The organism is Streptomyces sp. NBRC 110028 (assembly GCF_001417735.1).
In the GTDB taxonomy this organism is placed as follows: Bacteria; Actinomycetota; Actinomycetes; order Streptomycetales; family Streptomycetaceae; genus Streptomyces.
The window spans coordinates 316,604-342,229 of sequence record NZ_BBUZ01000027.1 but is presented as its reverse complement, the minus strand read 5'-3'; the positions used below and the strand labels follow the sequence as shown (position 1 = coordinate 342,229).

The 25,626-nt window shown below is 73.1% G+C and carries 22 protein-coding genes; 8 read left to right on the top strand and 14 right to left on the bottom strand.

Going from position 1 to position 25,626, the window contains the following annotated elements:
• Window positions 1-102: 102 nt before the first annotated feature.
• Both ASC60_RS18740 and ASC60_RS18735 read left to right on the top strand, forming a co-directional pair.
• Window positions 103-1,044 (top strand): TauD/TfdA family dioxygenase, encoded by a 942-nt coding sequence (locus ASC60_RS18740; protein WP_107097106.1) that lies wholly within the window; start codon window positions 103-105, stop codon window positions 1,042-1,044.
• 220 nt (window positions 1,045-1,264) lie between these two features.
• Window positions 1,265-4,078: an AfsR/SARP family transcriptional regulator gene (locus ASC60_RS18735; RefSeq protein ID WP_055552322.1), complete on the top strand. Its 2,814-nt coding sequence runs from the start codon at window positions 1,265-1,267 to the stop codon at window positions 4,076-4,078.
• Window positions 4,079-4,109: 31 nt separating this feature from the next.
• Here the strand turns inward: ASC60_RS18735 and ASC60_RS18730 are convergent, their stop codons facing one another.
• From ASC60_RS18730 to ASC60_RS18720, 3 genes are all read right to left on the bottom strand, one after another.
• Complete coding sequence (locus tag ASC60_RS18730; RefSeq protein WP_055552320.1) at window positions 4,110-4,946, bottom strand: SAM-dependent methyltransferase; 837 nt, start codon at window positions 4,944-4,946, stop codon at window positions 4,110-4,112.
• Between the two features lie 58 nt (window positions 4,947-5,004).
• Complete coding sequence (locus ASC60_RS18725; protein WP_055552318.1) at window positions 5,005-5,328, bottom strand: hypothetical protein; 324 nt, start codon at window positions 5,326-5,328, stop codon at window positions 5,005-5,007.
• A gap of 171 nt (window positions 5,329-5,499) precedes the next feature.
• Entirely contained in the window at window positions 5,500-6,381 is an 882-nt protein-coding gene (locus tag ASC60_RS18720; protein ID WP_055552315.1) for an alpha/beta fold hydrolase, read from the bottom strand.
• Window positions 6,382-6,567: 186 nt separating this feature from the next.
• Between ASC60_RS18720 and ASC60_RS18715 the strand changes: the two genes are divergently transcribed.
• Window positions 6,568-7,518 carry a sensor histidine kinase gene (locus ASC60_RS18715; protein ID WP_055552313.1) on the top strand — a complete coding sequence of 317 codons (951 nt, stop codon included), beginning with the start codon at window positions 6,568-6,570 and terminating at the stop codon, window positions 7,516-7,518.
• A 91-nt stretch (window positions 7,519-7,609) separates the two neighbouring features.
• On the opposite strand, the gene ASC60_RS44100 is transcribed toward ASC60_RS18715, so the two are convergent.
• From ASC60_RS44100 to ASC60_RS18695, 4 genes are read right to left on the bottom strand one after another with little or no spacing between them, the layout of a single operon-like run.
• Window positions 7,610-7,789 (bottom strand): hypothetical protein, encoded by a 180-nt coding sequence (locus tag ASC60_RS44100; RefSeq protein ID WP_370592932.1) that lies wholly within the window; start codon window positions 7,787-7,789, stop codon window positions 7,610-7,612.
• Window positions 7,786-8,556, bottom strand: a complete 771-nt coding sequence (locus ASC60_RS18705; RefSeq protein ID WP_079038470.1) for a polysaccharide deacetylase family protein — start codon at window positions 8,554-8,556, stop codon at window positions 7,786-7,788. Before ASC60_RS18705 ends, ASC60_RS44100 begins: the two co-directional genes overlap by 4 nt.
• Window positions 8,553-9,506 (bottom strand): DMT family transporter, encoded by a 954-nt coding sequence (locus ASC60_RS18700; RefSeq protein ID WP_055552311.1) that lies wholly within the window; start codon window positions 9,504-9,506, stop codon window positions 8,553-8,555. The genes ASC60_RS18705 and ASC60_RS18700 overlap by 4 nt, the downstream gene beginning before the upstream one ends.
• Before the next feature lie 7 nt (window positions 9,507-9,513).
• Window positions 9,514-10,341 (bottom strand): SDR family oxidoreductase, encoded by an 828-nt coding sequence (locus tag ASC60_RS18695; protein ID WP_107097105.1) that lies wholly within the window; start codon window positions 10,339-10,341, stop codon window positions 9,514-9,516.
• Window positions 10,342-10,475: 134 nt separating this feature from the next.
• On the opposite strand from ASC60_RS18695, the gene ASC60_RS18690 reads away from it, so the two are divergent.
• The gene (locus tag ASC60_RS18690; protein WP_055552307.1) at window positions 10,476-11,606 is read left to right on the top strand and encodes a galactosyldiacylglycerol synthase; all 1,131 of its coding nucleotides are present in this window, start codon (window positions 10,476-10,478) and stop codon (window positions 11,604-11,606) included.
• Between the two features lie 125 nt (window positions 11,607-11,731).
• Here the strand turns inward: ASC60_RS18690 and ASC60_RS18685 are convergent, their stop codons facing one another.
• Window positions 11,732-12,556 carry a hypothetical protein gene (locus ASC60_RS18685; protein ID WP_063787159.1) on the bottom strand — a complete coding sequence of 275 codons (825 nt, stop codon included), beginning with the start codon at window positions 12,554-12,556 and terminating at the stop codon, window positions 11,732-11,734.
• 360 nt (window positions 12,557-12,916) lie between these two features.
• Between ASC60_RS18685 and ASC60_RS18680 the strand changes: the two genes are divergently transcribed.
• Complete coding sequence (locus ASC60_RS18680; RefSeq protein WP_055552305.1) at window positions 12,917-13,762, top strand: alpha/beta fold hydrolase; 846 nt, start codon at window positions 12,917-12,919, stop codon at window positions 13,760-13,762.
• Here the strand turns inward: ASC60_RS18680 and ASC60_RS18675 are convergent.
• Window positions 13,725-14,744 (bottom strand): ketopantoate reductase family protein, encoded by a 1,020-nt coding sequence (locus ASC60_RS18675; protein WP_055552303.1) that lies wholly within the window; start codon window positions 14,742-14,744, stop codon window positions 13,725-13,727. The two genes, ASC60_RS18680 and ASC60_RS18675, sit on opposite strands and share 38 nt — an antisense overlap.
• Window positions 14,745-14,817: 73 nt before the next feature.
• Here ASC60_RS18675 and ASC60_RS18670 point away from each other — a divergent pair, with 73 nt between their 5' ends.
• The gene (locus ASC60_RS18670) at window positions 14,818-15,783 is read left to right on the top strand and encodes a D-2-hydroxyacid dehydrogenase family protein (RefSeq protein WP_055552301.1); all 966 of its coding nucleotides are present in this window, start codon (window positions 14,818-14,820) and stop codon (window positions 15,781-15,783) included.
• Here the strand turns inward: ASC60_RS18670 and ASC60_RS18665 are convergent.
• The 4 genes from ASC60_RS18665 to ASC60_RS18650 form a co-directional block, all read right to left on the bottom strand.
• Window positions 15,770-17,371: a PucR family transcriptional regulator gene (locus tag ASC60_RS18665; protein WP_055552299.1), complete on the bottom strand. Its 1,602-nt coding sequence runs from the start codon at window positions 17,369-17,371 to the stop codon at window positions 15,770-15,772. The genes ASC60_RS18670 and ASC60_RS18665 overlap by 14 nt on opposite strands.
• Window positions 17,372-17,470: 99 nt before the next feature.
• Window positions 17,471-18,853, bottom strand: a complete 1,383-nt coding sequence (locus ASC60_RS18660; protein WP_055552298.1) for an FAD-binding oxidoreductase — start codon at window positions 18,851-18,853, stop codon at window positions 17,471-17,473.
• Window positions 18,854-18,891: 38 nt separating this feature from the next.
• The gene (locus ASC60_RS18655; RefSeq protein WP_055552296.1) at window positions 18,892-19,557 is read right to left on the bottom strand and encodes an HAD-IA family hydrolase; all 666 of its coding nucleotides are present in this window, start codon (window positions 19,555-19,557) and stop codon (window positions 18,892-18,894) included.
• Window positions 19,558-19,578: 21 nt separating this feature from the next.
• Window positions 19,579-20,952 (bottom strand): MFS transporter, encoded by a 1,374-nt coding sequence (locus ASC60_RS18650; protein WP_055552294.1) that lies wholly within the window; start codon window positions 20,950-20,952, stop codon window positions 19,579-19,581.
• 466 nt (window positions 20,953-21,418) lie between these two features.
• Here ASC60_RS18650 and ASC60_RS18645 point away from each other — a divergent pair, with 466 nt between their 5' ends.
• Window positions 21,419-22,384 carry a D-2-hydroxyacid dehydrogenase gene (locus ASC60_RS18645; RefSeq protein WP_055552292.1) on the top strand — a complete coding sequence of 322 codons (966 nt, stop codon included), beginning with the start codon at window positions 21,419-21,421 and terminating at the stop codon, window positions 22,382-22,384.
• A gap of 90 nt (window positions 22,385-22,474) precedes the next feature.
• A complete protein-coding gene (locus ASC60_RS18640; protein WP_234357010.1) occupies window positions 22,475-23,527 on the top strand; it encodes a hypothetical protein in 1,053 nt (350 codons plus the stop codon).
• A gap of 76 nt (window positions 23,528-23,603) precedes the next feature.
• Here the strand turns inward: ASC60_RS18640 and ASC60_RS18635 are convergent, their stop codons facing one another.
• A complete protein-coding gene (locus ASC60_RS18635) occupies window positions 23,604-25,619 on the bottom strand; it encodes a spermidine synthase (RefSeq protein ID WP_234357009.1) in 2,016 nt (671 codons plus the stop codon).
• Between the last annotated feature and the right edge of the window lie 7 nt (window positions 25,620-25,626).

Here is a 25,626-nt window from a genome sequence, read left to right as displayed (position 1 = left end):
CACCGCATCCCGACGGGTCTCCCCGTGCGCGGCGCGAGGGCATCTCTGCCATCCGTCCCAGCGGCCTCGCCCTGCCACCGCGTCACGTATGAGGAGAACACCATGACCGTCATCGACACCCCGCCGAACCCACCGGTACTGCGCGACGCGCGCATTCCCCCGGGCGGTCTGTACGAGGGGCCGCGTACGCTGCGCCGGCTGCCCGAGGGTTGGCTGGAGCGCCCGTACGAGCGCTTCGAGCTGGTGCCCCAGGGACGCACCCTCGGGGCCGAGATCCGCGGGGCCGACCTCTCCCGGCCGCTGGACGCGGGGCTGCGCGAGGAGCTGAACCGCGCCCTGCTGGAGTGGAAGGTGCTCTTCTTCCGCGGCGCCCACCTCACCTCCGCCCAGCAGCGCGACCTCGCCCGCCACTGGGGGGAGCTGGAGACCAATCCCCTGCTCGCCAGCGGATCGAGCGAGGACGTGGTCCGCTTCGACAAGGGCGAGGGCGCCACCCCCACCTTCGAGAACGTGTGGCACGCCGATGTCACGTTCCGGGAGCGGCCCGCGCTCGGCGCCGTGCTCCAGCTGCGCGAGGTCCCGCCCGTCGGCGGGGACACCATGTGGGCGGACATGGCCGCCGCGTACGACAACCTGCCCCGGGAGGTGCGGGACCGTATCGACGGCGCCACGGCCGTGCACGACTTCATCCCCGGCTTCTCCCGCTTCTACGGCCCGGAGCGGCTGGCTCCGTTCCAGGACGTGTTCCCGCCCGTCGAGCACCCGGTGGTGCGCACCCACCCGGAGACCGGGCGGCGGATGCTCTTCGTGAACACCTCCTTCACCACCCGGATCACCGGCATGGACCGGGAGGAGAGCGACCGACTGCTGGCATATCTGTGCCGTCAGGCGCAGGTCCCGGAGTACCAGGTGCGCTTCCGGTGGCAGCCCGGCGACGTGGCGTTCTGGGACAACCGCGCCACCCAGCACTACGCGGTGAACGACTACGCGCCGCACCCGCGGGTGGCCGAGCGCGTGGCCATCGAGGGGGACCGCCCGTTCTGACGCGGTCCGTTACGGGCCGGAACGGTCGGCGGGGTTCAACGGCCCGTGTGCCCCGTTGACCGGGAATGATGCCCCGCTGCTCGGGACTGATCAGGATGCGGGATATCGGGGCGGCCATGGCCAAAGCTGAGGTATACCGTTACCGGGGCAACGAGTTGACGGTCTTCACGGGCCGATGAGACAGAGGCCGGGCTGTGGCAGGGGGCCTCGGAGGTTACGGGTGCGATACCGGGTCCTTGGGTCGCTCGAGCTGTGGGACGGGGACGGTTGGACGTCCCTCGGACCGGCGAAGTGGCGGATGCTGCTCGCGGTGCTGCTGTGCCACGCCAACCGGACCGTTCCGGCCGAACGGCTCCTGGACGAGCTGTGGGGCGAGGGCCAGGCTCCGCAGAGCGCGGCCAAGTTGCTGCAGACGTATGTCTCCCGGCTGCGGCAGAGCCTCGGCGACGCGTCCGGCGGAGCCCTGATCACCGACAAGCAGGGCTACAAGGCGCACGGCTACCGGCTGGCGGTGGAGGCGGCCGACTTCGACGCGCACCGGTTCGAGCAGCTGGTCGAGGAGGGGCGGCGCGGTCTCGACCGGGAGGCCGAGTTTCCCAGTCCAGCCCGCGCCGCCGAGCGGCTGCGCGAGGCGCTGGTGCTGTGGCGGGGCACGCCGTTCGCGGACGTGCCCCCGACCCCGTCCGTGGAGGCGGAGACCACCCGGCTCGGCGAACTCCGGCTGCAGGCCGTGGACGCCCGTATCGACGCCGATCTGCGCTGCGGCCGGCACGCCGATGTCCTGGGCGAGCTGGAGGCGCTGACCGCCGAGCATCCGTACCGCGAGGGGCTGCGCGGCCGGTTGATGCTGGCCCTCTACCGCTCCGGCCGGCAGGCCGACGCCCTGGCCGCCTACCGCGATCTGCACCGGCTGCTGGCCGAGGACCTCGGGGTCGAGCCGATCCCGCCGCTGCAGCGGCTCCAGCAGCGGATCCTCACCGCCGACGCCTCCCTGCTGGCGCCGCCGGCCGCCCGCAAGAAGGAGCCGCCCGCCGCTCCGGCCCCGCGCGCGGCCGCCCGGGGCCCTCGCCAACTGCCACCCGCCAGCCAGGCGTTCACCGGCCGCCACGGCGAGGTGGCGGTGATCCGGGCACTCCTGGACCAACGCGACCAAAGCGATCTGGGTGCGGAGGGTGAGGGGGACGGTGACAGCGGCGGGGCCGGGCGCCCCGTGGTGATCGCGGCCATCGACGGCACCGGCGGCGTGGGCAAGTCCACGCTGGCCATCCACGCAGCGCATCAGCTCGCCGACCGGTTCCCGGACGGCCAGCTCTACGTCGACCTGCACGGCACCACCGCCGGGCTCTCGGCCCTCGAACCGGCCGAGGTGCTCGGGCGGTTCCTGCGCGCCCTGGGCGTGGACGGGTCGAGCGTGCCGGGCGACACCGACGAAGCGTCGGCCCAGTTCCGCTCGCTGGTGGCGGGCCGGCGGATGCTGGTCATCCTGGACAACGCCGCCTGCGTGGACCAGGTCCGTCCGCTGCTGCCCGCCGGGCCCGACTGCGCCGCGCTGGTCACCAGCCGCGAGATGCTGACCACCCTGGAGGGCGCCACCCATCTGCATCTGGACGTCCTCCCCCACGACCAGGCCGTGGCGCTGCTGGAGCGGATCGTCGGGGTGGAGCGGGTGCGGGCCGAGCGCGAGGAGGCCGAGGCCATCACCCGGCTGTGCGGCCGTCTGCCGCTGGCGCTCCGGATCGCGGGCGCCCGGCTGGCCGCCCGCCCGGCCTGGCCGCTGCGCACCCTGGTGTCCAAGCTGGCCGACGCCCGCGGCCGGCTGGACGAGCTGCGCTTCGGTGACCTGGGCGTACGTACCAGCTTCGAGGTGAGCTACGACGCGTTCCGGCTCGGCCGGCGCTCCGACGACGCGGACGCGGTACGGGCCTTCCGGCTGCTCAGCACGGTGCCCGGGCAGGACGTGAGCCTGCCGGTGGCGGCCGCGCTGCTGGGCCATCCGGCCGACCGCACGGAGAACGCGCTGGAGCGGCTGGTCGACGCGCAGCTGCTGGAGAGCCCGGACTCCGTCCGGTACCACATGCACGATCTGCTCCGGCTGTTCGCCTCGGAGCGGGCCGAGCAGGAGGAACCGGAGGGCGAGCCCGCGGCGGCGCTGGAGCGGGCGATGTCGGCTTACGTGGCCACCACCCAGCGGGCGGTCACGATGCTCGACCCGCACCGGCCCTGGCCCCGCCACCCGGTCGAGGGCGCCGTGGTCCCGCTGCGGGACCGCAACGAGGCGGAGGCGTGGCTGAAGGCCGAGTCGGGCAACCTGCTGGCCGCCGTCGCCCACGCGGTCACCCAGTCCGACGCGCTCGCCCGGCTCGGGATCCGGCTGGCCCAGGCCCTGCAGTGGTTCCTGTATCCGCGGGCGCACGCCCAGGATCTGCAGACGGTCAACGAACTGGCGATCGGGGCCGCCCGGCGGCTGGGCGACCTGGAGAGCCAGGCGTGGGCCCTGGACCACCTCGCCGGCGCGCACTGGCTGCGGCACAGTTACGAGGAGATGCGGACCACCCTGGAGTCGGCGCTGGGCATCTGGCGCGCCATCGGCCATCAGCGGGGCGAGCAGCGGTCGCTGTGCAACCTGGCGGACGCGCTGACCGAACTGGGCCGGTTCGAGGAGGCCATCGAGGTGCAGCGGCGTCAGCTGGCCCTGGCCAGGGACACCGGGGACCTGGCGGCCGAGGTGATCGGCCTGGGCAACCTGGGACGCGCCCACCGCGGTCTCGACCGCCCCGAGGACGCCCTGACGTACTTCAAGGAGAGCCTGGATCAGGCCCGGCGGACCGGCGACGTCCACCATCAGGGCTTCGCGATGTACGAGATCGGCATCACGTACATGGAGCAGGGGAAGTTCCCCGAGGGCCGGGCGCATCTGGACGAGGCGCTGCCGGTGTGGCAGCGGCCGGGCATGTACGAGAGCTGGCGCGGGCACACCTGGAGCGGGCTCTTCCCCGCCTGTATGACGCTGCAGATCGGCCCCGGCCCGCACTGAGGCGGGGCCGGGGGCCGTACGCCCGGTGGTTTTACGGCTTGCGGGCCACCCCGCCGTAGGCCCACACCCGGCTCGGGTCGTGCTCGGCGCCGATGCCCGGGCGCCAGGAGGCCAGCTGCACCAGGCCCGGTTCGAGCAGGTCGAGCCCGCGGAAGAAGCCCTTGATCCCGTCGTAGTCGCGCGGGGCCGCGGTCACCGGGCTGACGCTGAGCGGCGCCCAGTCCCGGTCCTCGGGCGTCTCGTCGGTGAAGTCGCCGGTGACATGGGACAGGATCAGACAGCTGCCGGGGGCGGCCCACTCCATGAGCCGGGCGACGACGCCGTACGGATCCTCCTTGTCCTCGAGGTAGTCGAGGATGAAGGTGAGCACGATCCCCACCGGCTGCCCGGGGTCGAGCAGCCGGCGCACCTCGTCATGGGCCAGGATCTTCTCGGGCTCGCGCAGATCGCCATCGATCATCGTGGTGCCGGGGACGGCCAGCCGGGCCTGTCCGTGGCTGGCCACGATGGGGTCGTTGTCGACGTAGACCACGCGGGCCCGGGGGTTCACGGCCTGGGCGATCTCGTGCACGTTCGGGGTCGTGGGCAGGCCCGAGCCGATGTCCAGGAACTGGCTGATCCCGGCGCCGGCCAGCTCGGCCATCGCCCGCTGCAGAAACCGCCGGTTGGACAGGGCGGTGTCCCGGATCTCCGGCGCGATCCGCAGAAAGCGCTGGGCCTGCTCGTAGTCGGCGAGGTAATTGTCCTTGCCGCCGACGAGATAGTTGTAGACCCGCGCCGGGTTGGCCTGCCGGCCGGAGTGGCGGCCGTGGTCGGCCGACTGCCACTCCACCGTGGTGAGCCCGATGCCGGGCCCGCTGCTGTTCATCCGAGAATCCCCTGCCCTTGAGCCTTCGTCGCCCTGCCGCTTGCCGTGTCCGTCACCGTCACCGCGGATGCGGTGCCGGGCCGGGACGCCAGGTGACCGTGTCACTGGGCCCGGGTTCCGCCCAGGCGACGGGGGCCCGCGACCAGAGGTGGAACGGCAGGTCGACATCCGCGGACACCCGGCTGAGCTGGCCCCAGGAATACGCGTGGGAGTGGACCACCGCGGCGTGGAGCGCCGCTTCGAGGCAGGCGCGCGCGGTCCGTTCCGCCCGGCAGGTACCGCTCGGGCCGCAGCCCTCCACCCCGCCGGAGACCTGATAGGTGCTCCAGGCGTAGAGGGGTTCGGCCTCGGTGTGCGGTTGCTGCTGCTGGTCGACGTTCACTGGCCCTCTCCAGACGCATCTCTACCGGCGGGCTTGGCGATGCGTCCAGCATCGGGGAGGGCGGATTACCGGCGGTATAGCGGCGGTAAAGCGGTATGCCACCGCGCTATACCGGCCGGGCGTGCGGGACGTACGGGGTGTACCGGGTCTACGGGGGCGCGAGGAAACGGGTCATTCGGCGAGCCAGGTCAGCACTTCGCGGTTGATCCGCTCGGGCTGCTCCAGGTGCAGGAAGTGGCCCGCGCCGTCGACGATTTCGATCCGGGAGCCCGCCGGGAGGTGGTCCTTGGCGCTGTGGACCACGTCGGAGCCGATGCAGCCGTCGTCGGTGCCGTGGAGGAAGAGGATCGGCCGCTCACCGGTGGCGGTGATCGCCTCTTGCTCCGCCGCGTACGCCGCCACGTGGCGGGTCGGGTCGAACAGCGCCTTGTAGTAGCCGAGCGCGGCGGCGAGGTGGGCGGGGTCCTTCAGGCTCTCCTTGACGTGGGCGATGTCCTGCGCGGAGTCGTGGTGGCCGGGCGACCAGTCGCGCCACAGACCGTCGATGAGCGCCATGTCGTGGGCCGCGGCGCCCGCCTCGGCCAGCGGGGTCTGGAACAGGAAGATGTAGAAGGAGCGCTTGAACTGGCCGTAGTCGAAATTGAAGAAGTCGGCCAGCACGCCGCCCAGCGGGGGCACGGACATCGTCACCGCGCGCCGCCAGCGCTCGGGGGCGTGGGCGGTGGCGCCGTAGGCGGCGATGGCGCCCCAGTCGTGGCCGATGAGCACCGCGTCGCCGTCGGCGCCGAATGCCTCGTGCAGGGCGTTGGCGTCGGAGGCTATCGCGCCCGCCTGGTAGGCGCCGTCGGCGGGGATGCCGGTGGGTGCGTAGCCCCGCATGAAGGGGGCGACTGCGTGGTAGCCCGCGTCCGCGAGGGCGGGCAGCAGGTGGCGCCAGGAGTGTGCGGTGTCGGGGAAGCCATGCAGGCAGAGCGCCAGCGGGGCGTCCACCGGGCCCGCTTCGAGATAGCCGAATTCGAGTCCATTTGCGGTGATGCTCTTGACCTGTGTCACGCTCAGCGATGCTAATTCACCGTCAGGAACACGTCCACGGACGGCATCGGGGGATTTCCTCAGCGCCCGATGATCCGGCTGCGAGGTGGCCTTCGGGGATGGCAGACTGCGCGCTGTGCCGTCCGGATCCACGGGATTGGGAACGGACACCCGCGTGATGCCCCGCCCGGCCCGAGGGAGGCCCCCATGACCAGCCCGAGCAACTCCGTCGCGGACCCACATGAGGCCATGGTGCACCGCGGGTTCCTCTACCGCGACGAGGGCGAAGTGGTCGACATCTGCGTGCCGTTCCTGCGGGAGGGGCTGGAGGCCGACGACGCGGTGGCCGTGGTGGCCGCCAAGTCGAACATCGCGGCGCTGCGGGACGCCCTCGGGCAGGACGCCCCGGCGGTGCAGTTCGAGGACGCGCTCAGCTGGTACCAGCACCCGGTGAAGACCATCGCCGCGTACGACTCGTTCGTGAAGGCCGAGTCGCCGCGCCGGGTCCGGGTGATAGCCGAGCCGGTGTGGCAGGGCCGCACTCCGCTGGAGGTGGTGGAGTGGGCTCGCTACGAGTCGATCGTGAACGCGGCGTTCGCCCACTCCGGCGCCCGCGCCATCTGCTGCTACGACCGCCGGGTGCTGCACCCCGAGATCCTGACGTACGCGCGCCGGACCCACCCCGAGATCATCGACGGTCTGGGGCCGGAGCAGAGCCTGGAATACCTGGCCCCCGGCCCGTTCAGCGCCACCTGCGACCGCCGGGCGCTGCCGCCCGTTCCGGCGGTGGCCGACCGGCTGCCGGTGGGCACGGCCGACCTCGAGGCCGTGCGGGTCTTCATCGCCGAGCGGGCCGGGCGGCACGGCATGGGCCAGGAGGCCCTGCGCAACATGGTCACCGCCGTCACCGAGGTGGCGACCACCGCCCTGCACCACGGCAGCGCCCCGGCGGAGCTGCGGGTGTGGGCCCAGGACGGCGATCTGGTCTGCGAGATCGCCGGGCCCGGCCACTGGTACCCGGACGCCCTGTGGGGCTTCACCCCGCCGGAGGGGTCGCAGACCGGCTTCGGGCTGTGGGGCGTGCGGATGCTGTGCGACGTCGTCCAGATGCAGACGGACGCGGACGGCACCCTGATCAGGCTGCGCACGGGCCTGTGACCGGCTCGGCCGCCGCAGCGGCGATCAGCGGGGCCGTGCCGGTCGCCCAGGTGCGCGAGGTCGACGAGGACGTACATCCCGCCCGTCGTGATCACGAAGTTGGCGGGGCCGTGGACAGCGGGAAGAGGAAGAAGGCGCGCCACGTCGGCCGCACCCGGTAGGTGAAGCGGCAGGTCAGGAAGAGCGAGCCGACCGTGCTGAGGGCGAACGCGGCGATGTGGGCGGCCAGCTGGGGCAGCGGGCCCGGCGGGCGCGCAGCGCCCGGGTTCACTTCGGCGCCGCCGGGCGCTGGGGCACTCCGTGGGCGGCCAGCGGGCCCACCTCGAGCCCCGCGGCGCGGCACGCGGTGATCAGACGCGGCAGGGCCGCCAGGGTGACGCGCCAGCAGCCGGGGGCGCTCGCCCGGTCGGTGTCGTGCAGCAGGACCGTGGCGCCGCCCCGGAGGCCGCCCCGGAGGGTGGCCAGCACCGAGGCCGGGGTGGCGTTCGGGGACCAGTCGCGCCCCCAGGCCGACCACAGGACGGGCCGCAGCCCGGCGCGTACGGCCGCGAGCCAGCGGCCACTGGTCAGGACGCCGTACGGGGGCCGGTACCACAGCGGTACGGCGCCGGTGGTCAGCCGCACCACCCGGGCGGCGCGGCTGACCTCGGAGACGTCCCGGACCGGCCTCGGCAGCCAGGGACGGTCGTGGGTCCAACCGTGGACGGCGAGTTCATGGCCGCGGAGCGCGATCTCACGCGTCGTGCGGGGATAGCGCGCCACGCTCGCGCCCAGCACGAAGAACGTGGCGGTCACCGCCAGTTCGTCCAGGGCGTCCAGGAAGCGCGGGGTGGAGTGCGGGTCGGGGCCGTCGTCGAAGGTGAGGGCGATGTGGTCGGACCGGCCCCGCCCTGCCAGGGCGGGGAAGAGGAGCTGCCTGGGCCCCGGCAGCCAGGTGCCGGCCGGGACCAGGTGCGCGGCCGCGGCCAGCACCGCCGCGTTCCGGGCCAGCACCGCCGCGTTCCGGCCCCGCACACCGGTGCGCCGCCCGGCGGTCATGGCGGGCTCCCGCCGCCCGGGACCCGTCGTACCGCCGGCCGTACCGCCGGCCGTGCCGCCGCGCCGGTGGTGTCCGCGTCCCAGCCCTCGGCCAGGGCGGGCGATCGGGTGAGGCCGACGATCCCGGCCGCCATCAGGGCGACGCCGATCGCCTCGGGCAGCAGGCGCAGGCCCAGTTCGACGCGTTCGCCGAACAGCACCCAGCCCAGCGCGATGCTCACCAGCGCGTCCCCGAGGGTCAGGGCGGGCTGGGAGGCGGCCAGGGTGCCCGCGCGCAGGGTGACCTGGAGCATCAGGAAGCTGAGCAGCCCCACGAGGCACACCGCGTACAGCGGCCAGCCGGTGAACACCGCGGCCGCTCCCCCACCGAAGCGCCCGGTGAACTCCTTGATGAGGGCCGCGGTGCACGCGAAGCCGACGGCCGTGGCACAGCCGAGCGCCGCGGCCCGCGTCGCGCCCCGCACCGCCCGCGCCACCAGGGCCAGGGCCCCCACGACGAGCGCCAGGACCACCCCGGCGGGCAGCCACAGCCCGTTGCGGGCCGTGGCACGGCCGTGCGAGGGATCGGCCACGACGAGGAAGAGCGCGAGCCCGGCGGCCAGCATCACGAACGCCAGCCAGGTCCGGCCGCCCGGCCGCCGGTGGAACACCAGGCTCCCCACCACCAGGGTGAACAGCAGCTCACTGACCAGCAGCGGCTGTACGACGGAGAGCCGCCCCACCGCCAGTGCCCCGACCTGGGCCACCGCCGACCCCACCATCGCCGCGCCCCCGGCCAGCCAGTACGGGCGCCGCAGCAGCCGCGGCAGATGCCGCAGCGCCTGCCCCACCCCGCCGCCGGCCCCCGGAAGCTCCCGCGCCTGGTCCATCGCGGCGCGCCGCTGCAGGACGGAGGCGGCGCCGTTGCCCAGGGCGGACAGCAGCGCGAGGAGGACGGTCAGGACGCCCATGCCGCCCTCACCCGAAGCGGGCGGCCAGCCGGTGGTACAGCCCCGGCGCCGCGCCGCGCACCAGTGCGGGCAGCCGCAGCCAGGCCGGTACGTACACCTCGTCCCGGCCGCGCGCGACGGCGTCCCACACGGCGTCGGCGACCCGCTCGGGCGGCAGCGGGCGTGGCGTCCGGCGGGTGTACGGGGCGCCGCGGCGGGCGAAGAACGGGGTGTCCACCACACCGGGGACCACATGGGTGACGTGTACGCCGCCCCGGCGCACCTCGTGGCGCAGGGCGTCGGCGAAGACGCCGAGCGCCGCCTTGGCCGCGGAGTACACCGCCTCGCCCCGCACCCCGACGCTGCCCGCGACGGATCCGATGAGCACGATGTGGCCCTGCCGCTCGGCCAGCATGTGCGGCAGGACCATGCGTACCAGCCGCATGGTGGCGAGGAGGTCGACGCCCACCACACGGTCGATGGCGGCGGGTGGCATCGCGCTGAAAGGGCCCGCCCAGCCGATGCCCGCCCCCGCGACGAGCAGATCCACCCGTCCGGCGGTACGGAAGGCGGCCTCGACCAGGCCACGTCCGCCCTCGGAGGTGGCCAGATCGGCCGGGAGGGCGACGGCCGCGGTGCGGGTGGCCACCCGGTCGAGGCGTTCCCGGTGGCGGCCGCTGACCAGCAGCCGCCATCCGCCGCCCGCCGCGAACCGGTGCGCGACGGCGGCGCCGATCCCCGAGGACGCGCCGGTCACCAGCGCCACCCCGGTTTCGGCGGGGGCGCCCCCGGTGGCGGGACCGGCCGTGGTGGGCGCGGCGGGGTGCGGCTGTGCGTCCGGCAGAGGGCGGGCCATGGCATCTTCCTGTCTCGCTGCCGGCCGGTGGCGCATGCACACCACCGGCCGTCGAGCGCGCGGTTTGACGGCACGCGGAGCGGATACCTCCAGTGAGCCATGAGCGGCCGCGCCTCGCACCATCGGAGGTGAGCATGCGCCTGCCGTCGCAGCGTTTTCTCGTGGTGAGCGCGAGCATGGGGGCCGGGCACGACGCGGTCGCCGCCGAGTTGGTGCGCCGACTGGAGCGCGCGGGACACCGGGCGGACCGGGTGGATGTGCTGGCCCTGCTGCCCGCCGGGGTCGGGCCGGGGCTGCGGGCGTTCTACCGGACGGCGGTGCGCCGGGCCCCGGTGGTCTACGCGGGCATCTACCGGGCGTTCTTCCAGCCCGGCCCCGGCCCCGCTCCCGGCCCCGGCAGGGGGCCACGGCCCGGCACCGCGCCACTGGCGGCGCTCGCCGAGGCCCGGCTGCTGGCGCTGACCGAGCGGCTGCGACCGGCGGCGGTGGTGCCCGTCTTCCACCTCGCCGCCCAGCTCACCGGCCGGCTGCGGGCCCGTGGGACGCTGACGGTGCCGAGCGCGGTGGTGGTCACCGATTTCGCGGTGCACCGCCAGTGGCTGCACCCGGGCAACGATCTGCATCTGTGCGTCACCGAGGACGCCGCCGAACACATACGGCGGAGCCTCGGCCGGCCCGCGCTGGCCACCGGCCCGCTGGTGGCGGAGCGCTTCCTCGGCCCGGCGCCCGGAGCGGCGGGCTGGCGGCGCCGCTTCGACGCCCACACCCCCGGCCGGCCGCCGGTGGCCCTGTCCGCCGGGGCCTGGGGCGCCGGTACGCGGCTGACGGCCACCGCACGGCTGCTGTCCGCCGCGGGCTATCTTCCGGTGGCGCTGTGCGGCCGGGACGAACGGCTGCGCCACCGGCTGTCCCGGTGGCCCGGGGTGATGGCCCTCGGCTGGGAGCCGGACTTGCCCGGGCTGCTGGCCGCCACGCGGGCGCTGGTGGACAACGCCGCCGGACAGACCGCGTTGGAGGCACTGGCCACCGGAGTCCCGGTGGTGGGCTACCGCCCCATCCCGGGCCATGGGCGCGAGGGGGTCCGCCGGATGGCCGCCCTCGGCCTGACGGACCACGCGGCGGACTCGGGGGAACTGCTGCGTCTGCTCGACGCGCTCACCGCGCCCTCGGAGCCCCGCGAACGCCGCATCGCGGCGGGCCGACGGCTGTTCGCCCCCGACCCCGCCGATGTCACCGCCCGGCTGGCCGCGGTGACGTCCTCGTGAAGGAGTGGGTGGACCGCGGCTTCGGCGCCCGCACAGCCGCCGACCCGTCCGGGCCCACCCTCTCCCAAGGCCACTTCCGCCCCCGCTACCGATGAGGTGGCGGCACACTGGCGGGACAGCGGCGGTCAGCTGGTGGCCGCGGCCTCGTACAGGCCACGCCCGGAACGCTTGGCCCGCTCCGTCGTGCGCAGCCGCTCCAGCGTGTTGCGCACCGAGTTCACGTTGGTGCGCGTCTCGTCGCGGCCCAGCGCCTCGTTGACCTCGGACGCGCGCATCGGACGGCCCGCCTTCTTCAGGCAGCCGAGCACCGACTCGGCGAGCCCGGTGGAGCGCTCGGAGGAGGTGCCCGCCGCCTTGGCCGTCTTCTCGGTGGCCTTGGCGGTGGCCTTCTCGCTCGTCTGGGCGCTCTTGTCGGTGGCCTTGGCCGCCTTGGTGGCCGCCTTGGCGGTGGCCTTGGTGGTGTCCTTGGTGGTGTCCTTGGTGGTGTCCTTGGCCGCCGCCTTCTTGGCGGCGGGCTTCTTGGCGGCGGTCTTCTTGGCCGCGGCCTTGGTGGCGGTCTTCGCGGTCCGGCCGCCCGCGGTGGACTTGGCCTTGCTGCGCTGCCGGCCGATGGCGGCCTTGCGCGTGGCGGCGGGCGTCCGGGTCGCCGCCGCCTCGGCTGCCGCCTTCGGCTCGGCCTCGGTGGCCGCGTCCGCGGCGGTGGCGGTGTTCTCGGACACCGGCTTCGGCTTCGCCTCCGCGATGTCGCCGTTGGCGGTCTGCGGGAGCGCGGCGGCTCCCGACAGGGCCTGAAGGCTGCTCAGCGCCGTGCTGACCACCTCCAACCGCTGGGTGACGGCGTCCAAATCACCCTTGAGGGCCTCCTGTTGCTTCTCCAGCTGCGGAAGTTCTGCCTTCAGTGCCTCGATCGTCGAGCCCACACTGTTGTCGGCACTCAGCGCGTTCGCCATCGCTTCGTCCCCTTTCTGGGCGTCTGCGCCCATCGTTGCTGCGATTATGCCTGCTGTTAGGTGTGTGCGGTGCCCTGTGTGCCACCACGCAAAACAACTCGGACCGCCTTGACGGCTACGGAGCAGCCAACTTTCCATGAAGTCACGTGGCACGAACCCCCTTGTCAGACCGGCCGTGTCATCCGCAGGAGTGGTGGCGCGCGTCGTGATGACGACACATCAGGCGTGAAAAACACCGCGCGCCCCCCACACCACCCGGATACCGTGAAACGCGCCTGGAGCCCGAGAGGTTCCGCTGGTGAGGGCGGGGATACGGGGCGCGTCACCGGCGCGGCCGACGAAGAGAAGGCGACGCACACCATGAACGATCCGAAGGCCGGCACCCTGAAGGTGCCCGGCGCCACGCTCCATTACGAGGTGCGCGGCACCGGTCCGGTGCTGCTGCTGATCCCGGGCGGGGCCGGTGACGCCGCCTCCTACGACCACGTGGCCCCGGCCCTCGCCGACCGGTACACGGTGGTGTCCTACGATCCGCGCGGCATGTCGCGCAGCCCGCTCGACGGACCGCGCGGCGACCAGCGGGTCGAAGTGCACAGCGAGGACGCGTTCCTGCTGCTCGACGCGGTGGCGCCGGACGGCGAACCGGCGTACGTGGTCGGCTGCAGCTCAGGCGCGATCGCCGCGGTGGACCTGCTGGCGCGTCACCCGGAGCGGGTGCGGCTGGCCGTCGCCCACGAGCCGCCGCTGGTGGAACTGCTGCCCGATGCCGAGAAGCAGCGGGCGTTCTTCGCCGAGGTGCGCGAGGCGTACCGCCGCGAGGGCATCGGGGCCGCGGTGGCGGTGATGTCCGCGGGGACCGGCCCGGCGGAAGGGGCGGCGGCGAAGCTGGATCGCGGGGTGCGGCCCCCGCCGCGTCCGGCCGAGGCGATCGACCGGATGATGGCCAACTTCCCGTATTTCCTGGAGCACATCCTGTGCCCGTTCACCGGCCACGTCCCGGATGTGGAGGCGCTGGCGGCCGTATCGGAGCGGCTGGTCCCGGCCGGCGGCCGGGACTCCCGCGGGCTGCTGCTGTACCGCCCGGCGGTGGCGCTCGCCGAGCGGCTGGGCACCGGGGTCGTGGACTTCCCCGGCGGTCACACGGGGCTCAGTGAGCACCCGGCGGAGTTCACCGAGGTGTTGGGGGAGACGCTGCGGCGTCGATGAGGGCGGTCAGCGCTTCGGGAGTCATGCTGCCCGGCGCGCGGCGTTCCCGGGCGCAGGCGCCCGCGATCCGCTGCAGCGTCTCGTTGACCGGGGCCGGGATGCCGTGTTCGCGTGCGAGGAGCACGATCTCGCCGTTGAGGTAGTCCGCCTCGATGGTGCCGGTCCCCCGGGTCAGGCTCTGCCACGAGGAGCCGCCACCGCGCTCCACGCCGTCGGCGGGCCGTATCTCCACCTTTCCGGAGCGGAGCGCGGCCTGTTCGGCGGCGTCGGCGTGGGCGATGCCCGCGGCGTCGAGGACCGCGACCCCCTCGGCCTTCGCCCGGGCGCCGAGGGCCTGGGCCTCGTCCGAGACGAGCGGCCCGCAGATCGCCTCGACGGCGTTGACGAGGTTGTTGATGAGCTTGGCGTACTTCCAGCGCATCACGTCCGGTACGACCGGCGCGAGGAACACGGACTTCTCCAGGTCCGCGGCCACCCGCCGGACGGTGTCGTCCGCTCCGGACGGATAGCGGCCCAGGCTGAGGATCCCGGTGTACGGGGCACACGGCGCGGCGACCAGCCCCGGCTCCAGGTAGGTCGAGGGCATCCAGACGCACACGCCGTAGACCCGGCGGAAGCGGCGCAGCGCCAACCGCTCGTTCTCCACCCCGTTCTGGGCGCACAGCAGCGGCAGCCGCTCCCCCGCGGTGCCGCCGCCGGTGACCGGGCGCGGCGCCCAGGCGTCCAGCGCCGCCGCGCTGTCCTGGGTCTTCACGGCGAGGACGAGCACGTCGTCGGGGCCCAGTTCGACGCCCTCGGGCCCGGTGGCGGCGGGCGCCGGGACCTCGTGGGTGGACTCGGGCGCCGTGAAGCGCAGTCCGCGTTCGCGCAGCGCCTCGTGGTGCGCGCCGCGCGCCACCAGGACGACGTCGTGACCGGCGAGGTGGAGCCGGGCGCCGATCGATCCGCCGACCGCGCCCGCTCCGATGATGATGTATCGCACCAGGACCCTTTCCCCGTGGGTGGTAGAAACAACGTACCTGCACGGACCTGTTGGAAGAGCCCGAGGTGGAATGATGAAACTGCGCTGTGCCGTGCTCGACGACTTCCAGGACGTGGCCCTGTCCTCGGCCGACTGGTCGGGTGTCCGGGACGCGGTGGAGGTGGTGTCGCACCAGCGCCACTTCACCGACCGGGAGGCGCTGGCCGAGGCGATCGGGGACTGCGAGATCGTGGTCATCATGCGGGAGCGCACCCCGTTCCCCGCGGAGCTGTTCGCCCGGCTGCCCCGGCTCAGGCTGCTCGTCACCACCGGGATGCGCAACGCGTCCGTCGATCTGGAGGCGGCCGCCCGGCACGGGGTCACCGTGTGCGGCACGGCCAGCTCCTCCGAGCCGCCCGTCGAGCTGACCTGGGCGCTGATCCTCGGTCTGGCCCGCCACCTGGTGGCGGAGAGCACGGCGCTGCGGAACGGCGGGCCGTGGCAGAGCACGGTCGGCATGGATCTGCACGGCCGTCGGCTCGGCCTGCTGGGCCTGGGCAAGATCGGCACCAAGGTGGCGCGGATCGGCCAGGCGTTCGGCATGGACGTGGCCGCCTGGAGCCAGAACCTCACACCTGCGCGGGCGGCGGCGGAGGGCGTCGGGTTCGTCTCCTCCCTGGAGGAGTTGCTGGAGACCAGCGATGTGGTCTCGGTGCATCTGGTGCTCGGCGACCGCACCCGGGGGCTGCTCGGTGAGCCGGAGCTGCGGCGGATGCGCCCCACGGCGTATCTCGTGAACACCTCCCGCGCGGCCATCGTGGACCAGGCGGCGCTCGCGGACGCCCTGCGGGGCGGCTGGATCGCGGGCGCGGGGGTCGATGTGTTCGACGAGGAGCCGCTGGGGCCGGAGCACCCGTTCCGTACGCTGCCGAATCTGCTCGGCACCCCGCATCTGGGCTATGTGACCCGGCGCAACTACGAGGGCTACTACCGCGACGCGGTGGAGGACATCCGCGCCTATCTCGCGGGGGAGCCGGTCCGCGTCCTCACCGCGCGGTAGGCGGCGCGGGGTTCAGGGTGTCCAGGGCCATGACGGCGACGTGGAGCCGTGAGCGCTCGGCGCCGGACTCCAGGTGGCCGCCGACCAGCCGCTCGATGGTGTGCAGGCGCTGGTAGAAGGCCTGCCGGGACAGTCCGGCCTGTTTGGCGGCGACCGATTTGTTGCCCGCGGCGTCGAGGTACTGGCGCAGGATGGCCAGCAGGTCGCCGCCGTGCCGTTCGTCGTGCTGCATCAGCCGGCCGAGCTGCCGCTCCACATAGTTCTGGACGCGGGTGTCGCCGCGCAGGGTGTACAGCAGTTCCGGCAGCCCGAGGTCCGCGGACACGTGGAACGGGCGCCGCGGCGTGCTCGGGCCGATGGCGTCCGCGACCTCCTCGGCCTGCCGGAACGACCGCGCCACCTGGTCGAGCGCGGTCACGCCGGGGCCGACCGCGAGGACGGCTTCCTCGCCGAGCGTCTCCTCGGTGACCCGGCCGATGCGCTCCACGACGGGCTGCCACGCGGCGGCGAGCGGCAGGGTGAGCAGGACGCCGGTGCGGTCCGGGGAGAGCCTGCCGACCAGGGCGTGGATTCCGGCGCCGCGCAGGTCATCCCCGACCCGGCTGTCGAGGTCGGCGCGGTCGGCGGCGTCGGGCCGGTGGCGAAGAGCCAGGGCGATGAAGAGGTGGCCGACGGTCGGCAGGCCGAGGGCCTCGACCCGGATGCGGGACTCGGTGCGGCTCAGGGGTTGTGCGTGCCGCAGCTCCAGCAGGGCCGAGGCGCGGGCCTGCCGGTCCCACTGGGTGTGGCCGGTCATCCGGGCCAGGGTGAGGGCGGTGGCGGCGCGCCGGAGGATCAGGGTGTGCTCGGGTCCGGAGGCCGGGCCGGTCTGGCCGGGCAGCGCGACCAGGCGCCCCCAGCGCTGCCCGGCGTGTTCGACGGGGGCCACCAGCCAGCCCTCGGGTCCGCTGGGCGCCGTGTGGTCGGGGGTGGGCGTGGCGCGGGAGCGGCGCTGCCACGCCTGCAGTATCTGGCCGCCGGGAGGGCCCGCCGTACAGACGATCATGGCGTGGTGCACCAGGTTCTCCAGCACCACCGACCGTCCCATCAGGTCGGCCGCGACCTGGACCAGTTCCTCGGGCCGGGCGCCGCGCAGGGTCAGGTCGGTGAAGAGTTCGTGGACCTGGTGGGAGCGGCGCAGCAGTTCGCCCTGGGCGTCCAGGATCAGCGCGTGGACGGTCTGGGTGACCTCGATGAACCGGATGCCGTGGGAGAGCACGATCAGCGGCAGGTCCCGGGCCCGGCAGGCGGCCACCAGATCCGGGGGCACCTGCTGGTAGCGGCGGCCCAGCTCCACGACCAGCCCCGCCGCGCCGACGTCGGCGAGTTGGTCGGCGTAGCCGCGCAGCCGGGTGGGGTCGTTGGGCTGGGGCATGCCGGTGGTGAGCACCAGCTCGCCGCCCTCCAGGAACGACGCCGGGTCCAGCAGTTCGGTGACGTGGACCCATCGCACGGGGCGGTTCAGCCGGTCCTCGCCGGCCATGACCCGGGGCAGCCCCGCGGCGATCACGGGCAGCCGCAGTACGTCGGCGACGGTGAGCAATGCCATCCGGCCCGCTCCCTCCCTGCGCTGTGCCCGCGGTGGCGGGCGGATGTCCGGGACGTCCCGGCGGCCCCCGGGGAGGCGGGGCGCCGGGACTCCAGGATCTCAGGGCCGGCGGGCGATGAGGTCGGCGACGGTGGCGATGGGCGAGGTACGGGTGCGGCCGCCCGCCTCGTGCCGGTCCGCCAGCCGGTAGGCGACGTACAGTCCGCGCACCCCGAGCCAGCGGAACGGCTCCGGCTCCCAGGTGCCCGGGCGGTGCCCGGTCCAGGGCAGCCGGGTCAGCCGGGTGTCCCGCTTCAGCACCAGGTCGGTGAGGGTGCGGGCGGCCAGGTTGGTGGAGGTGACACCGTGGCCGACGTAGCCGCCCGCCCAGCCGACGCCGGTGGCCCGGTCCAGGCCGACGGTGGCCGACCAGTCGCGGGGTACGGCGAGGACCCCGCACCAGGCGTGGTCGACCCGGGCGCCGGTGGTCTGCGGCAGCATCCGCTGGAGGGTCCGGGTGAGCTGGAGAATCGTACGATCGCTGACCCGGCCCGAGTCGTCGGTGCGGGAGGCGAAGCGGTACGGCACGCCGCGCCCGCCGATCGCGATCCGGTCGTCCGGGGTGCGCTGGGCGTACATGTGGCCGTGCGCGGTGTCGCCGAGGGTTTCCCGGCCCTCCCAGCCGATCTCCTTCCAGATCTCCTCGGGCAGCGGTTCGGTGACGATCATCGAGCTGTTCATCGGGAGCCAGGCCCGCCGCAGTCCCTTGAGGGAGGCGGTGAAGCCCTCGGTCGCGCGGAGCACCACCGGGGCGCGGACCGTGCCGTGTGCGGTGAGCGCGCGGCCCGGCTCGATGGCGGTGACGGGGGACTTCTCGTAGATCGTGACGCCGAGCCGTTCCACCGTCTCGGCGAGCCCCCGCACCAGGGCCGCGGGCTGCAGCCGGGCGCAGTGCGGGGTGTACGCGCCCGCCGTGACCCCGTCGATGGCGATGTGCCGGGCGGACTCCGCGGGGGTGAGCAGGACGGATTCCGGCACCCCCCACTCGTGGTCCTGCTCGGTCTTGTGCCGCAGCCGGGTGGCCTGGGCGGGGGTGCGGGCGACGCGCAGGGTGCCGCCCTTGACGATGTCGGCGTCGATGCCCTCGCGCGCGGCGACGGCGATGACCTCGTCCACGGCCTCGTTCATGGCCCGCTGCCAGTCCAGGACGGCGTCGCGGCCGTAGGTGCGGGCCAGCCGGTCGCGGGCGCCGGGGATGAGGCCGGAGGCCCAGCCGCCGTTGCGGCCGGAGGCTCCGAAGCCGGCGAATTCGGCTTCCAGGACCGTGATGCGCAGCGACGGGTCGGCCTGCTTGAGGTAGTAGGCGGTCCACAGCCCGGTCATTCCGGCGCCCACGACGCACACGTCGGCGTCGCGGTCGCCGGGCAGCGCCGGGCGGGGGGCGGGCAGTTCGGCGAACCAGTGGGCGACGCGCCCGTTGACCGGTGCCGTGGTGGCGGACATGGGGTCCTCTCGCGGTGTGGGGACGGCCGGGAGCCGGGTCAGACGCCGAGCAGGCCGGGCAGCTCGGACAGGTCCTTGATCTCCTCGTACGGCTGGTAGGCGGCCGAACCGGGGAAGCCGTACCGGTTGACCCAGATCCGCCGCATGCCCTCGTACCGCTTGGTCGGCATGATGTCGTACTCCCAGCCCTGGGCGGTGTGGATGATGTCCGCGGGGCCCCGCCCGGTGGCCTTCATGAGGTATTCGAAGGCCTGCGGCAGCGGCTTGAACGCGCCCGCCTGCTCGGCGGTGAGGACGTAGTCCCACTCCACGCCCAGCTCGTCGACGGCGTAGGTGATCAGGTCGTCCTCGCTGTTGGAGAGGATGGCGATGTCGTATTCGCCCTTGAGGCGGCGCAGCGCGTCGGGGACCTCGCGGAACGGCTTGAACCGCTTGATGGCCTCGATCAGTGCCTCGCCGTCCTCGTCGCGGTAGGGCAGGCCGTGCAGCAGCATGACGTTGTGCAGGGTGCGGCGGACGGTCTCCCGGTACGGGCGGTAATGGTCCACGACGCCCTGGAAACGCATCACGTACGCGTCGTGGTGGAACTGCTTGGGGTCGACGCCGTACTCGGCGAGCCGGTCCTTGACGATCTCGTGGGTGGCGCTCTGGGTGTCGAAGTTGATGAGGGTGCGGTAGCAGTCGAAGGAGACGAGCTTGCGCATGGGGGTTTCCTTTCAGGGGGTTCAGGTGCGGCGGCTGGCTTCCGCCAGGCCCAGGTCCTTGGTCTCGGGGGCGAGAACGATGCAGGCCACGAGGCCGATGAGGGTGATGCCCACGCCCATCGCGAGGGTGCCGCGGACGCCGAAGTCGGTGGTGAGCATGGGGAGCAGGAAGGTGCTGGAGGCGGAGCCGACCCGGCTCATGGCGGTGGCGACGCCGACGCCGGTGGCGCGCAGGTCGGTGGGGAACAGCTCGCTCGGGTAGACGAACTGCAGTCCGCTGCCCGCCGCCTCGAAGAACTGGAACCCGGCGAAGAGGGCGACCACCAGGAACGCGTAGTGCAGGGGCAGCACGATCAGGGCGATGAGGCAGACGTTGATGCAGGCGAAGCTGCCGATGAGGAGGGGCCGCCGGCCGATCCGATTGACCACGAGCAGCCCGACCGCCGTACCCGCCACCGCGATCGTGGTGATGAGCGCGCTGGCGCCGAAGGTGCTGCCCACCCCGAACGACTCCAGCATCTGCGGCTGGAAGGACCGTACGGCGAAGGCGGGCGCCACCTGGCAGATCCAGAACACCGAACAGAACAGGGCGGGGACCGCGTAGCCACGGCGGAAGATCTCCACCAGGTTGCCCAGACCCGAGCCGCCACGCCGCGGCCGGCCGCTCTCGGCGAGCAGTTCCTCGGTGCTGACCTCCTGGCGGAGATGGCGGCGCACGACCTCCTTGGCCTCCTCCACCCGGCCGCGGGAGGCCAGCCAGCGGGGCGATTCGGGCACTCCGGTGCGGAAGAACATGAAGATCACGGCGGGGACCGCGCCGGAGGCCAGCATCCAGCGCCAGGCGTCGTCGCCGGTGCCCAGCAGCAGCCAGCCGACCCAGAAGCTGACGCCGTAGCCGATCCACCAGGCGAGGACCAGCCCGGACAGGGCCGGGCCGCGTATCTTGCGCGGCACCAGCTCGGTGGTCAGGGCCGACGCGATCGGGTAGTCGGCGCCGATCGCGATGCCGATCAGCAGCCTCAGCACCAGCAGCTGCCACGCCTCGGTGACGAAGAACTGCAGGGCGGAGAAGACCACGAAGGTCATCAGGTTGAGCACATACATCAGATGGCGGCCGACCCGGTCGGTGATCGGTCCGAAGACCGCACCTCCGATGAAGACGCCGACCAGGACGGAGGCGGCGATCAGCCCTTCCCACATGGTGTCCAGGCTGAGCGCCGGGGTGATCAGGCTGAGGGCGACGCCCATGATGCCCAGCAGATAGCCGTCGCAGAACGGTCCGCCCATGGCGACGGCGACCATCCTGCGGTGGAAGCCGGTGACGGGGGCTTCGTCGAGACTCCGGGCTCTTGTGGTGGTTTTCTCGGCGGGGTGCGAAGAGGGGGGCGAAGACATGCTTGAGACTCCTGGGGACGAGGAGACACTTAAGGCGCTGAGGGCGCTGGGCGATGCGGCACACGGGGCGGCATCGGGCGTCAAGCATTCGTGCGGTGCGCGGCGGGGGCCTCGGGGTGTGCTGCCGGGGACGGGCAGATGACGGGCGGATGGATGGCCCTCACCATGGTTCAGCCGCCCAGCACCGTCAACGGCCATCCTGTTCCATCGCCCGGCCCGTGGTGGACACTGTGTACGCCCGGTCCGCACCGGGGCTGCGCAGGACTTTGGTCCCGGATCGTGGCGGGGCGAGGGACACAGCGTCCACAACGGCCCGCCGGAGCGGACACTGTGCCCGTTGCCCCTCCGCGCGGGTGCGGTCAGGGTGTGGGGAATCCGTTCCGCGCCCTTCCTGACCTCGGGAGAACCGTCATGACACTCCGGTGTGAGCCCCCGGGCGGCCTGAGCGAGCCGTCGGGAGGCGGCCGTGGGTGACCGGCTGATCGTCCTGTACAACGACCACCTGCCGTACAACCGGGAGCGGATCGAGTCGCTGGCGCGGACCGTGTACGCGACCGAGGAGGAACTGCCGGCGGTCCTCCCCGGCGCGGACGTTCTGCTCGCCTGGTGGCCGCTGAGCCCGGCCGTCGCCGCCGCGTGGCCCGGCGATCCCGCGAAGGCCCCCCGCTGGGTGCATGTGGCCGCCGCGGGGGTGGACCCGTATCTGTTTCCCGCGCTGACCGGCAACCCGGATGTGGTGCTCACCAACTCGCGCGGGGTGTACGACCAGCCCATCGCCGAATACGTCCTCGGGCTGATCCTGTCCCTGGCCAAGGACTTCCCCGGCATGTGGGACCACCAGCGCGGCCGCCGGTGGCGGCCGCGCGACAGCGAGCGCGTCGGCGGCCGCACCGTGCTGGTCTGGGGCACCGGGTCCATCGGCCGGGCCGTCGCCCGGCTGCTGCGCGCGGTCGGCATGCGGGTGAGCGGCGCGGGCCGCAGCCCCCGCGCGGAAGACCCCGACTTCGGCACCGTGCACGGCCCGGCGACCCTGCGCACCGGGCTGGGCGAGGCCGATTACGTGGTGCTGGCCGCCCCGCTCACCCCGGCCACCCACGGCATGGTGGACGCCTCGGTGCTGGCGGCCATGAAGCCCGGGGCCCGGCTGGTCAACGTGGGGCGCGGCCAACTGGTGGACGAGCCGGCCCTCGTCGACGCCCTGTCCGGCGGCAGGCTGGCCGGCGCCGCGCTGGACGTGTTCGCCCGGGAGCCGCTGCCCGCCGCCTCCCCGCTGTGGGAGCTGCCGGGGGTCATCGTCTCCCCGCACACCGCGGGTGAGGTGACCCGGTGGCGCGACGACCTCGCCGAGCTGTTCCTGGACAACCTGGTCCGCCGGGCCGAGAGCCGTCCGCTGCGCAATGTGGTCGACAAGGAGCTGGGTTACGTCAGGTAAGTGGTGACCACCGCTGTCGTTTCATTGTGGCTCCCGCCGGAAAGCCGCAGAGGACGAGGAAAAACCATTCGCCCCGCGGACGGAGAGAACGTGGCGCACACGACACCAGGTCAGGGCACCGACGCCGAGCGGAGCCGGGAGAACACCAGAGGACAGAGCGCCCCGCCGACCCGGCGGGGGCTGCTCTCGGTGACGGCGGCGGCCGGTCTGGCTCTGCTCACCGGCTGTGGCGAGCAGACCACCGAGGGGGCCGAGCCGGCCAGGAGTCCCGCGCCGTCCGAGGGCCGCGAGACCTCGGCCGCGGGCTCGGCCAACCGGGCCTCACCGTCGCCGCGGCCGACCAAGCGGCGGCCCGAACTCCCGCGCGGCGGCCGGGATCTGTCCCGGTACCGCCTGGTGGGCTACTGCGGACTGCCCGGCGCCGCCGCACTCGGCCGGCTCGGTACCGGCGACCTGAACCAGCGGGTCAAGGAGATCGAGAAGACCGCGCGCGACTACGCCGCCGACCGGGAGCCGCTGCCGGTCCTCGAACTGCTCGCGACCGTGACCAACAGCTCCGCGGGACCGGACGGCACCTATCGCACCCGTGTCCCGGAGGACACCATCCGCCGCTTCCACACCGCGGCCCGGCGCCATGACGCGATGCTGCTGCTCAACATCCAGCCGGGCCGGGCCGCCGCACTGGACGAGGTCAAGGCGCTGCGCAAGTGGCTCGTCGAGCCCGATGTGGGCATAGCGCTGGACCCCGAGTGGGACATGGGCCCGGGAGAGACACCGGGCGACACCTACGGTCACACCAGCGGGCAGGAGCTGACCGACGTGGCGCGCTATCTGTCCGGGATCGTGGAGGAACACGATCTGCCGGAGAAGCCCCTGGTCTTCCACCAGGTGGCGGTGTCCGTGGTCCGCGACCAGTCCGCGCTGCGCCAGCAGCCCGGCGTCGTCATGATCAAGAGCGCGGACGGCATCGGCTCGCCGGGCATGAAGCGGGACACCTGGCGGCAGTTGGTCAAGGACCAGCCGGAGGGCCTGCGCACCGGTTTCAAGCTCTTCTACGAGGAGGACGCCGAGGTCAGCCGGCTGATGACACCGAAGGAGGTGCTGGCCCTGCGGCCTCGGCCGGACTACGTGATGTTCGAGTGACAGACACCAGGCCGCCCCCGGTCCGTGAAGCGGATGGGACCGGGGGCGGCCTGGTGTCGCCTGACGCCTGCCGGGGTCAGGTCTGTGGCGCGGTGGGCACGGTGACCGGCTCGTGTCCGGAGCGCTCGCCGGCACCGGGCCGGGTGAAGCGCATCAGGGCGCAGGCGCCCGCGTACAGCACCGCCACCACGAGCAGCAGGGCCTGGTAGCCGGTGACCAGCGCGAGATATTCGAGGGTGCCGCCGACCAGCGAGCCGAGCAGATTGGCGCCGAAGGCCGCCGTGGGGTCGGAGGCCACCGCCAGCCGGTCGGAGAAGATGAGGTTGGCACAGAAGATGGGCGCGAAGGCCAGCGCGATCGCGGCGGCGAGCCGCCCCGCGAAGGGCAGTCCGAGCACCAGATGCGCCGGGATGAGCCAGGAGACGGCCAGCGACGCGAACAGCAGCAGCCGCAGCGCCGACTGGTTGAGCCGGCGGATGCGCCGCCGTACCTCGACCGCGCACAGGACGGCCAGCAGGACACCGGCGAACACCATGGCGTTGACCAGCCAGGTGGTGCCGAAGTACAGCGCGAAGCCGATCACGTTCTTGGTTTCGAGCAGCATGAAGGCGGCACCGAGCAGGAACATGTCGGCGTAAGCGAAGGTCCGCCGCAGCCGTACCCCGGTCAGCCGCACCGACGCCAGGGTCACCAGCAGGATCGCGCCCAGCACCCCCAGGTAGAGGGTGGGAATGGTGCGGTGCAGCAGATACGGGAACGGATGGTCGTCGCTCGCGGCCTTCGGCACCGGCCCGGACGCCTTCCACGTGGCACCGCAGGACTGGGCCGCCGGGGTGGCGCCCGCGACGAGGACCGCGGCCCGCTGGTTGCCGTAGTGGGTGATGCAGGGGGCGTGCCCGAAGACGGAGGTGAGGGTGCCGCCGAAGCGGTCGATGAGCCAGTTCTGCCGGTAGTAGTTGTACATGGCGAACGCGCCGCCGGGCGCCAGATGGCGATGGGCCGCCTCGAACGCCTGCCGGGTGAACAGATAGCTCTCCAGGCGCAGGTTGCTCGCCCCGGACACCAGGGTCAGGGAGTCCGGCAGCGCCAGGACGATCAGGTCGTAGCGGGCGGTGGTCTGCTCCAGGAAGGCCCGCCCGTCGTTGATGTGGACATGCACCCGGGGGTTGTCGTAGGGGCGGGCCGGGTGCAGGGACGCGCCGATCTCCTGCAGCCTCGGGTCGATCTCCACGGCGTCCACCCGGCGGGCCCCGTGGGCGAGGGCGAGGGCGACGTCGTTGCCGTTGCCCGCGCCGATGACCAGCACCCGGCGGTGGGAGTTGCGCGGGGTCTCGCGGTAGGGCTGCTCGTACGGCGAACCGGGCTTCGTCAGCGCCTTCAGCGGAGCGATGGACTGGTGCGGAACACCGTTGGCGGCGATGTTGTAGTCGCGGGCCTTCGAGGCCGACCGCTTGACCTCGATCTTGTAGTACGGCGACCAGGAGATGCCGTTCGCCACCGACTCCAGGGCCAGCACCACCACCATCACGGTCAGCGGAATGGTGTACCGGACGGTGTTGCGCCGCCCGCCCAGCACCAGCATCGCCAGCGCCGCGAGCACACCCCACACCACCGACGGGGCGCGCAGCCAGGACAGCAGCGCGAAGGACACCGAGCCGGTGAGGGAGCCGAGCAGGTCGTAGCGGTACGCCTCCAGCGACGGCAGCCGCCGGAACTGGTCGGCCGTCATCTTGCCGATCGCCGCCATGATGAGCGCGGTCAGCCCGAAGAGCACGGGCAGGGTGACCCACTGCGGCAGACCGGTGGTCTTCACGGCGGTGAAGTAGATGACCTCGCCGCTGGACTGCCGCACCTGGACGGGAAACTCCCGGACCAGGACGACCAGGACGGCCAGCGGGATGGGCGCCCAGCGGGTGAGCCACTGCCCGCGCCCGGCGGGGAGGAGGAAACCGAGGCCGATTCCGAGGAACGAGCCCAGGAGGATGAAGTTCGAGAAATAGCTCAGATGGACGATATTGGCGCCGGTCCACCGGATCAGCGCCAGCTCGACGAAGAGCATGGTGGCGCTGGCCAGCAGCAGCCTCGCGCGCACGTTTTGC

What these genes read in the sequence shown, in the direction of transcription:
- ASC60_RS18670 (WP_055552301.1), top strand. Translation starts at nt 14,818, where the DNA reads ATGAAACTGCGCTGTGCCGTGCTCGACGACTTCCAGGACGTGGCCCTG.
- ASC60_RS18705 (WP_079038470.1), bottom strand. Translation starts at nt 8,556, where the DNA reads ATGACCGCCGGGCGGCGCACCGGTGTGCGGGGCCGGAACGCGGCGGTG.
- ASC60_RS18655 (WP_055552296.1), bottom strand. Translation starts at nt 19,557, where the DNA reads ATGCGCAAGCTCGTCTCCTTCGACTGCTACCGCACCCTCATCAACTTC.
- ASC60_RS18730 (WP_055552320.1), bottom strand. Translation starts at nt 4,946, where the DNA reads ATGAACAGCAGCGGGCCCGGCATCGGGCTCACCACGGTGGAGTGGCAG.
- ASC60_RS18650 (WP_055552294.1), bottom strand. Translation starts at nt 20,952, where the DNA reads ATGTCTTCGCCCCCCTCTTCGCACCCCGCCGAGAAAACCACCACAAGA.
- ASC60_RS18690 (WP_055552307.1), top strand. Translation starts at nt 10,476, where the DNA reads ATGCGCCTGCCGTCGCAGCGTTTTCTCGTGGTGAGCGCGAGCATGGGG.
- ASC60_RS18660 (WP_055552298.1), bottom strand. Translation starts at nt 18,853, where the DNA reads ATGTCCGCCACCACGGCACCGGTCAACGGGCGCGTCGCCCACTGGTTC.
- ASC60_RS18665 (WP_055552299.1), bottom strand. Translation starts at nt 17,371, where the DNA reads ATGGCATTGCTCACCGTCGCCGACGTACTGCGGCTGCCCGTGATCGCC.
- ASC60_RS18740 (WP_107097106.1), top strand. Translation starts at nt 103, where the DNA reads ATGACCGTCATCGACACCCCGCCGAACCCACCGGTACTGCGCGACGCG.
- ASC60_RS18680 (WP_055552305.1), top strand. Translation starts at nt 12,917, where the DNA reads ATGAACGATCCGAAGGCCGGCACCCTGAAGGTGCCCGGCGCCACGCTC.
- ASC60_RS18685 (WP_063787159.1), bottom strand. Translation starts at nt 12,556, where the DNA reads ATGGCGAACGCGCTGAGTGCCGACAACAGTGTGGGCTCGACGATCGAG.
- ASC60_RS18715 (WP_055552313.1), top strand. Translation starts at nt 6,568, where the DNA reads ATGACCAGCCCGAGCAACTCCGTCGCGGACCCACATGAGGCCATGGTG.
- ASC60_RS18695 (WP_107097105.1), bottom strand. Translation starts at nt 10,341, where the DNA reads ATGGCCCGCCCTCTGCCGGACGCACAGCCGCACCCCGCCGCGCCCACC.
- ASC60_RS18700 (WP_055552311.1), bottom strand. Translation starts at nt 9,506, where the DNA reads ATGGGCGTCCTGACCGTCCTCCTCGCGCTGCTGTCCGCCCTGGGCAAC.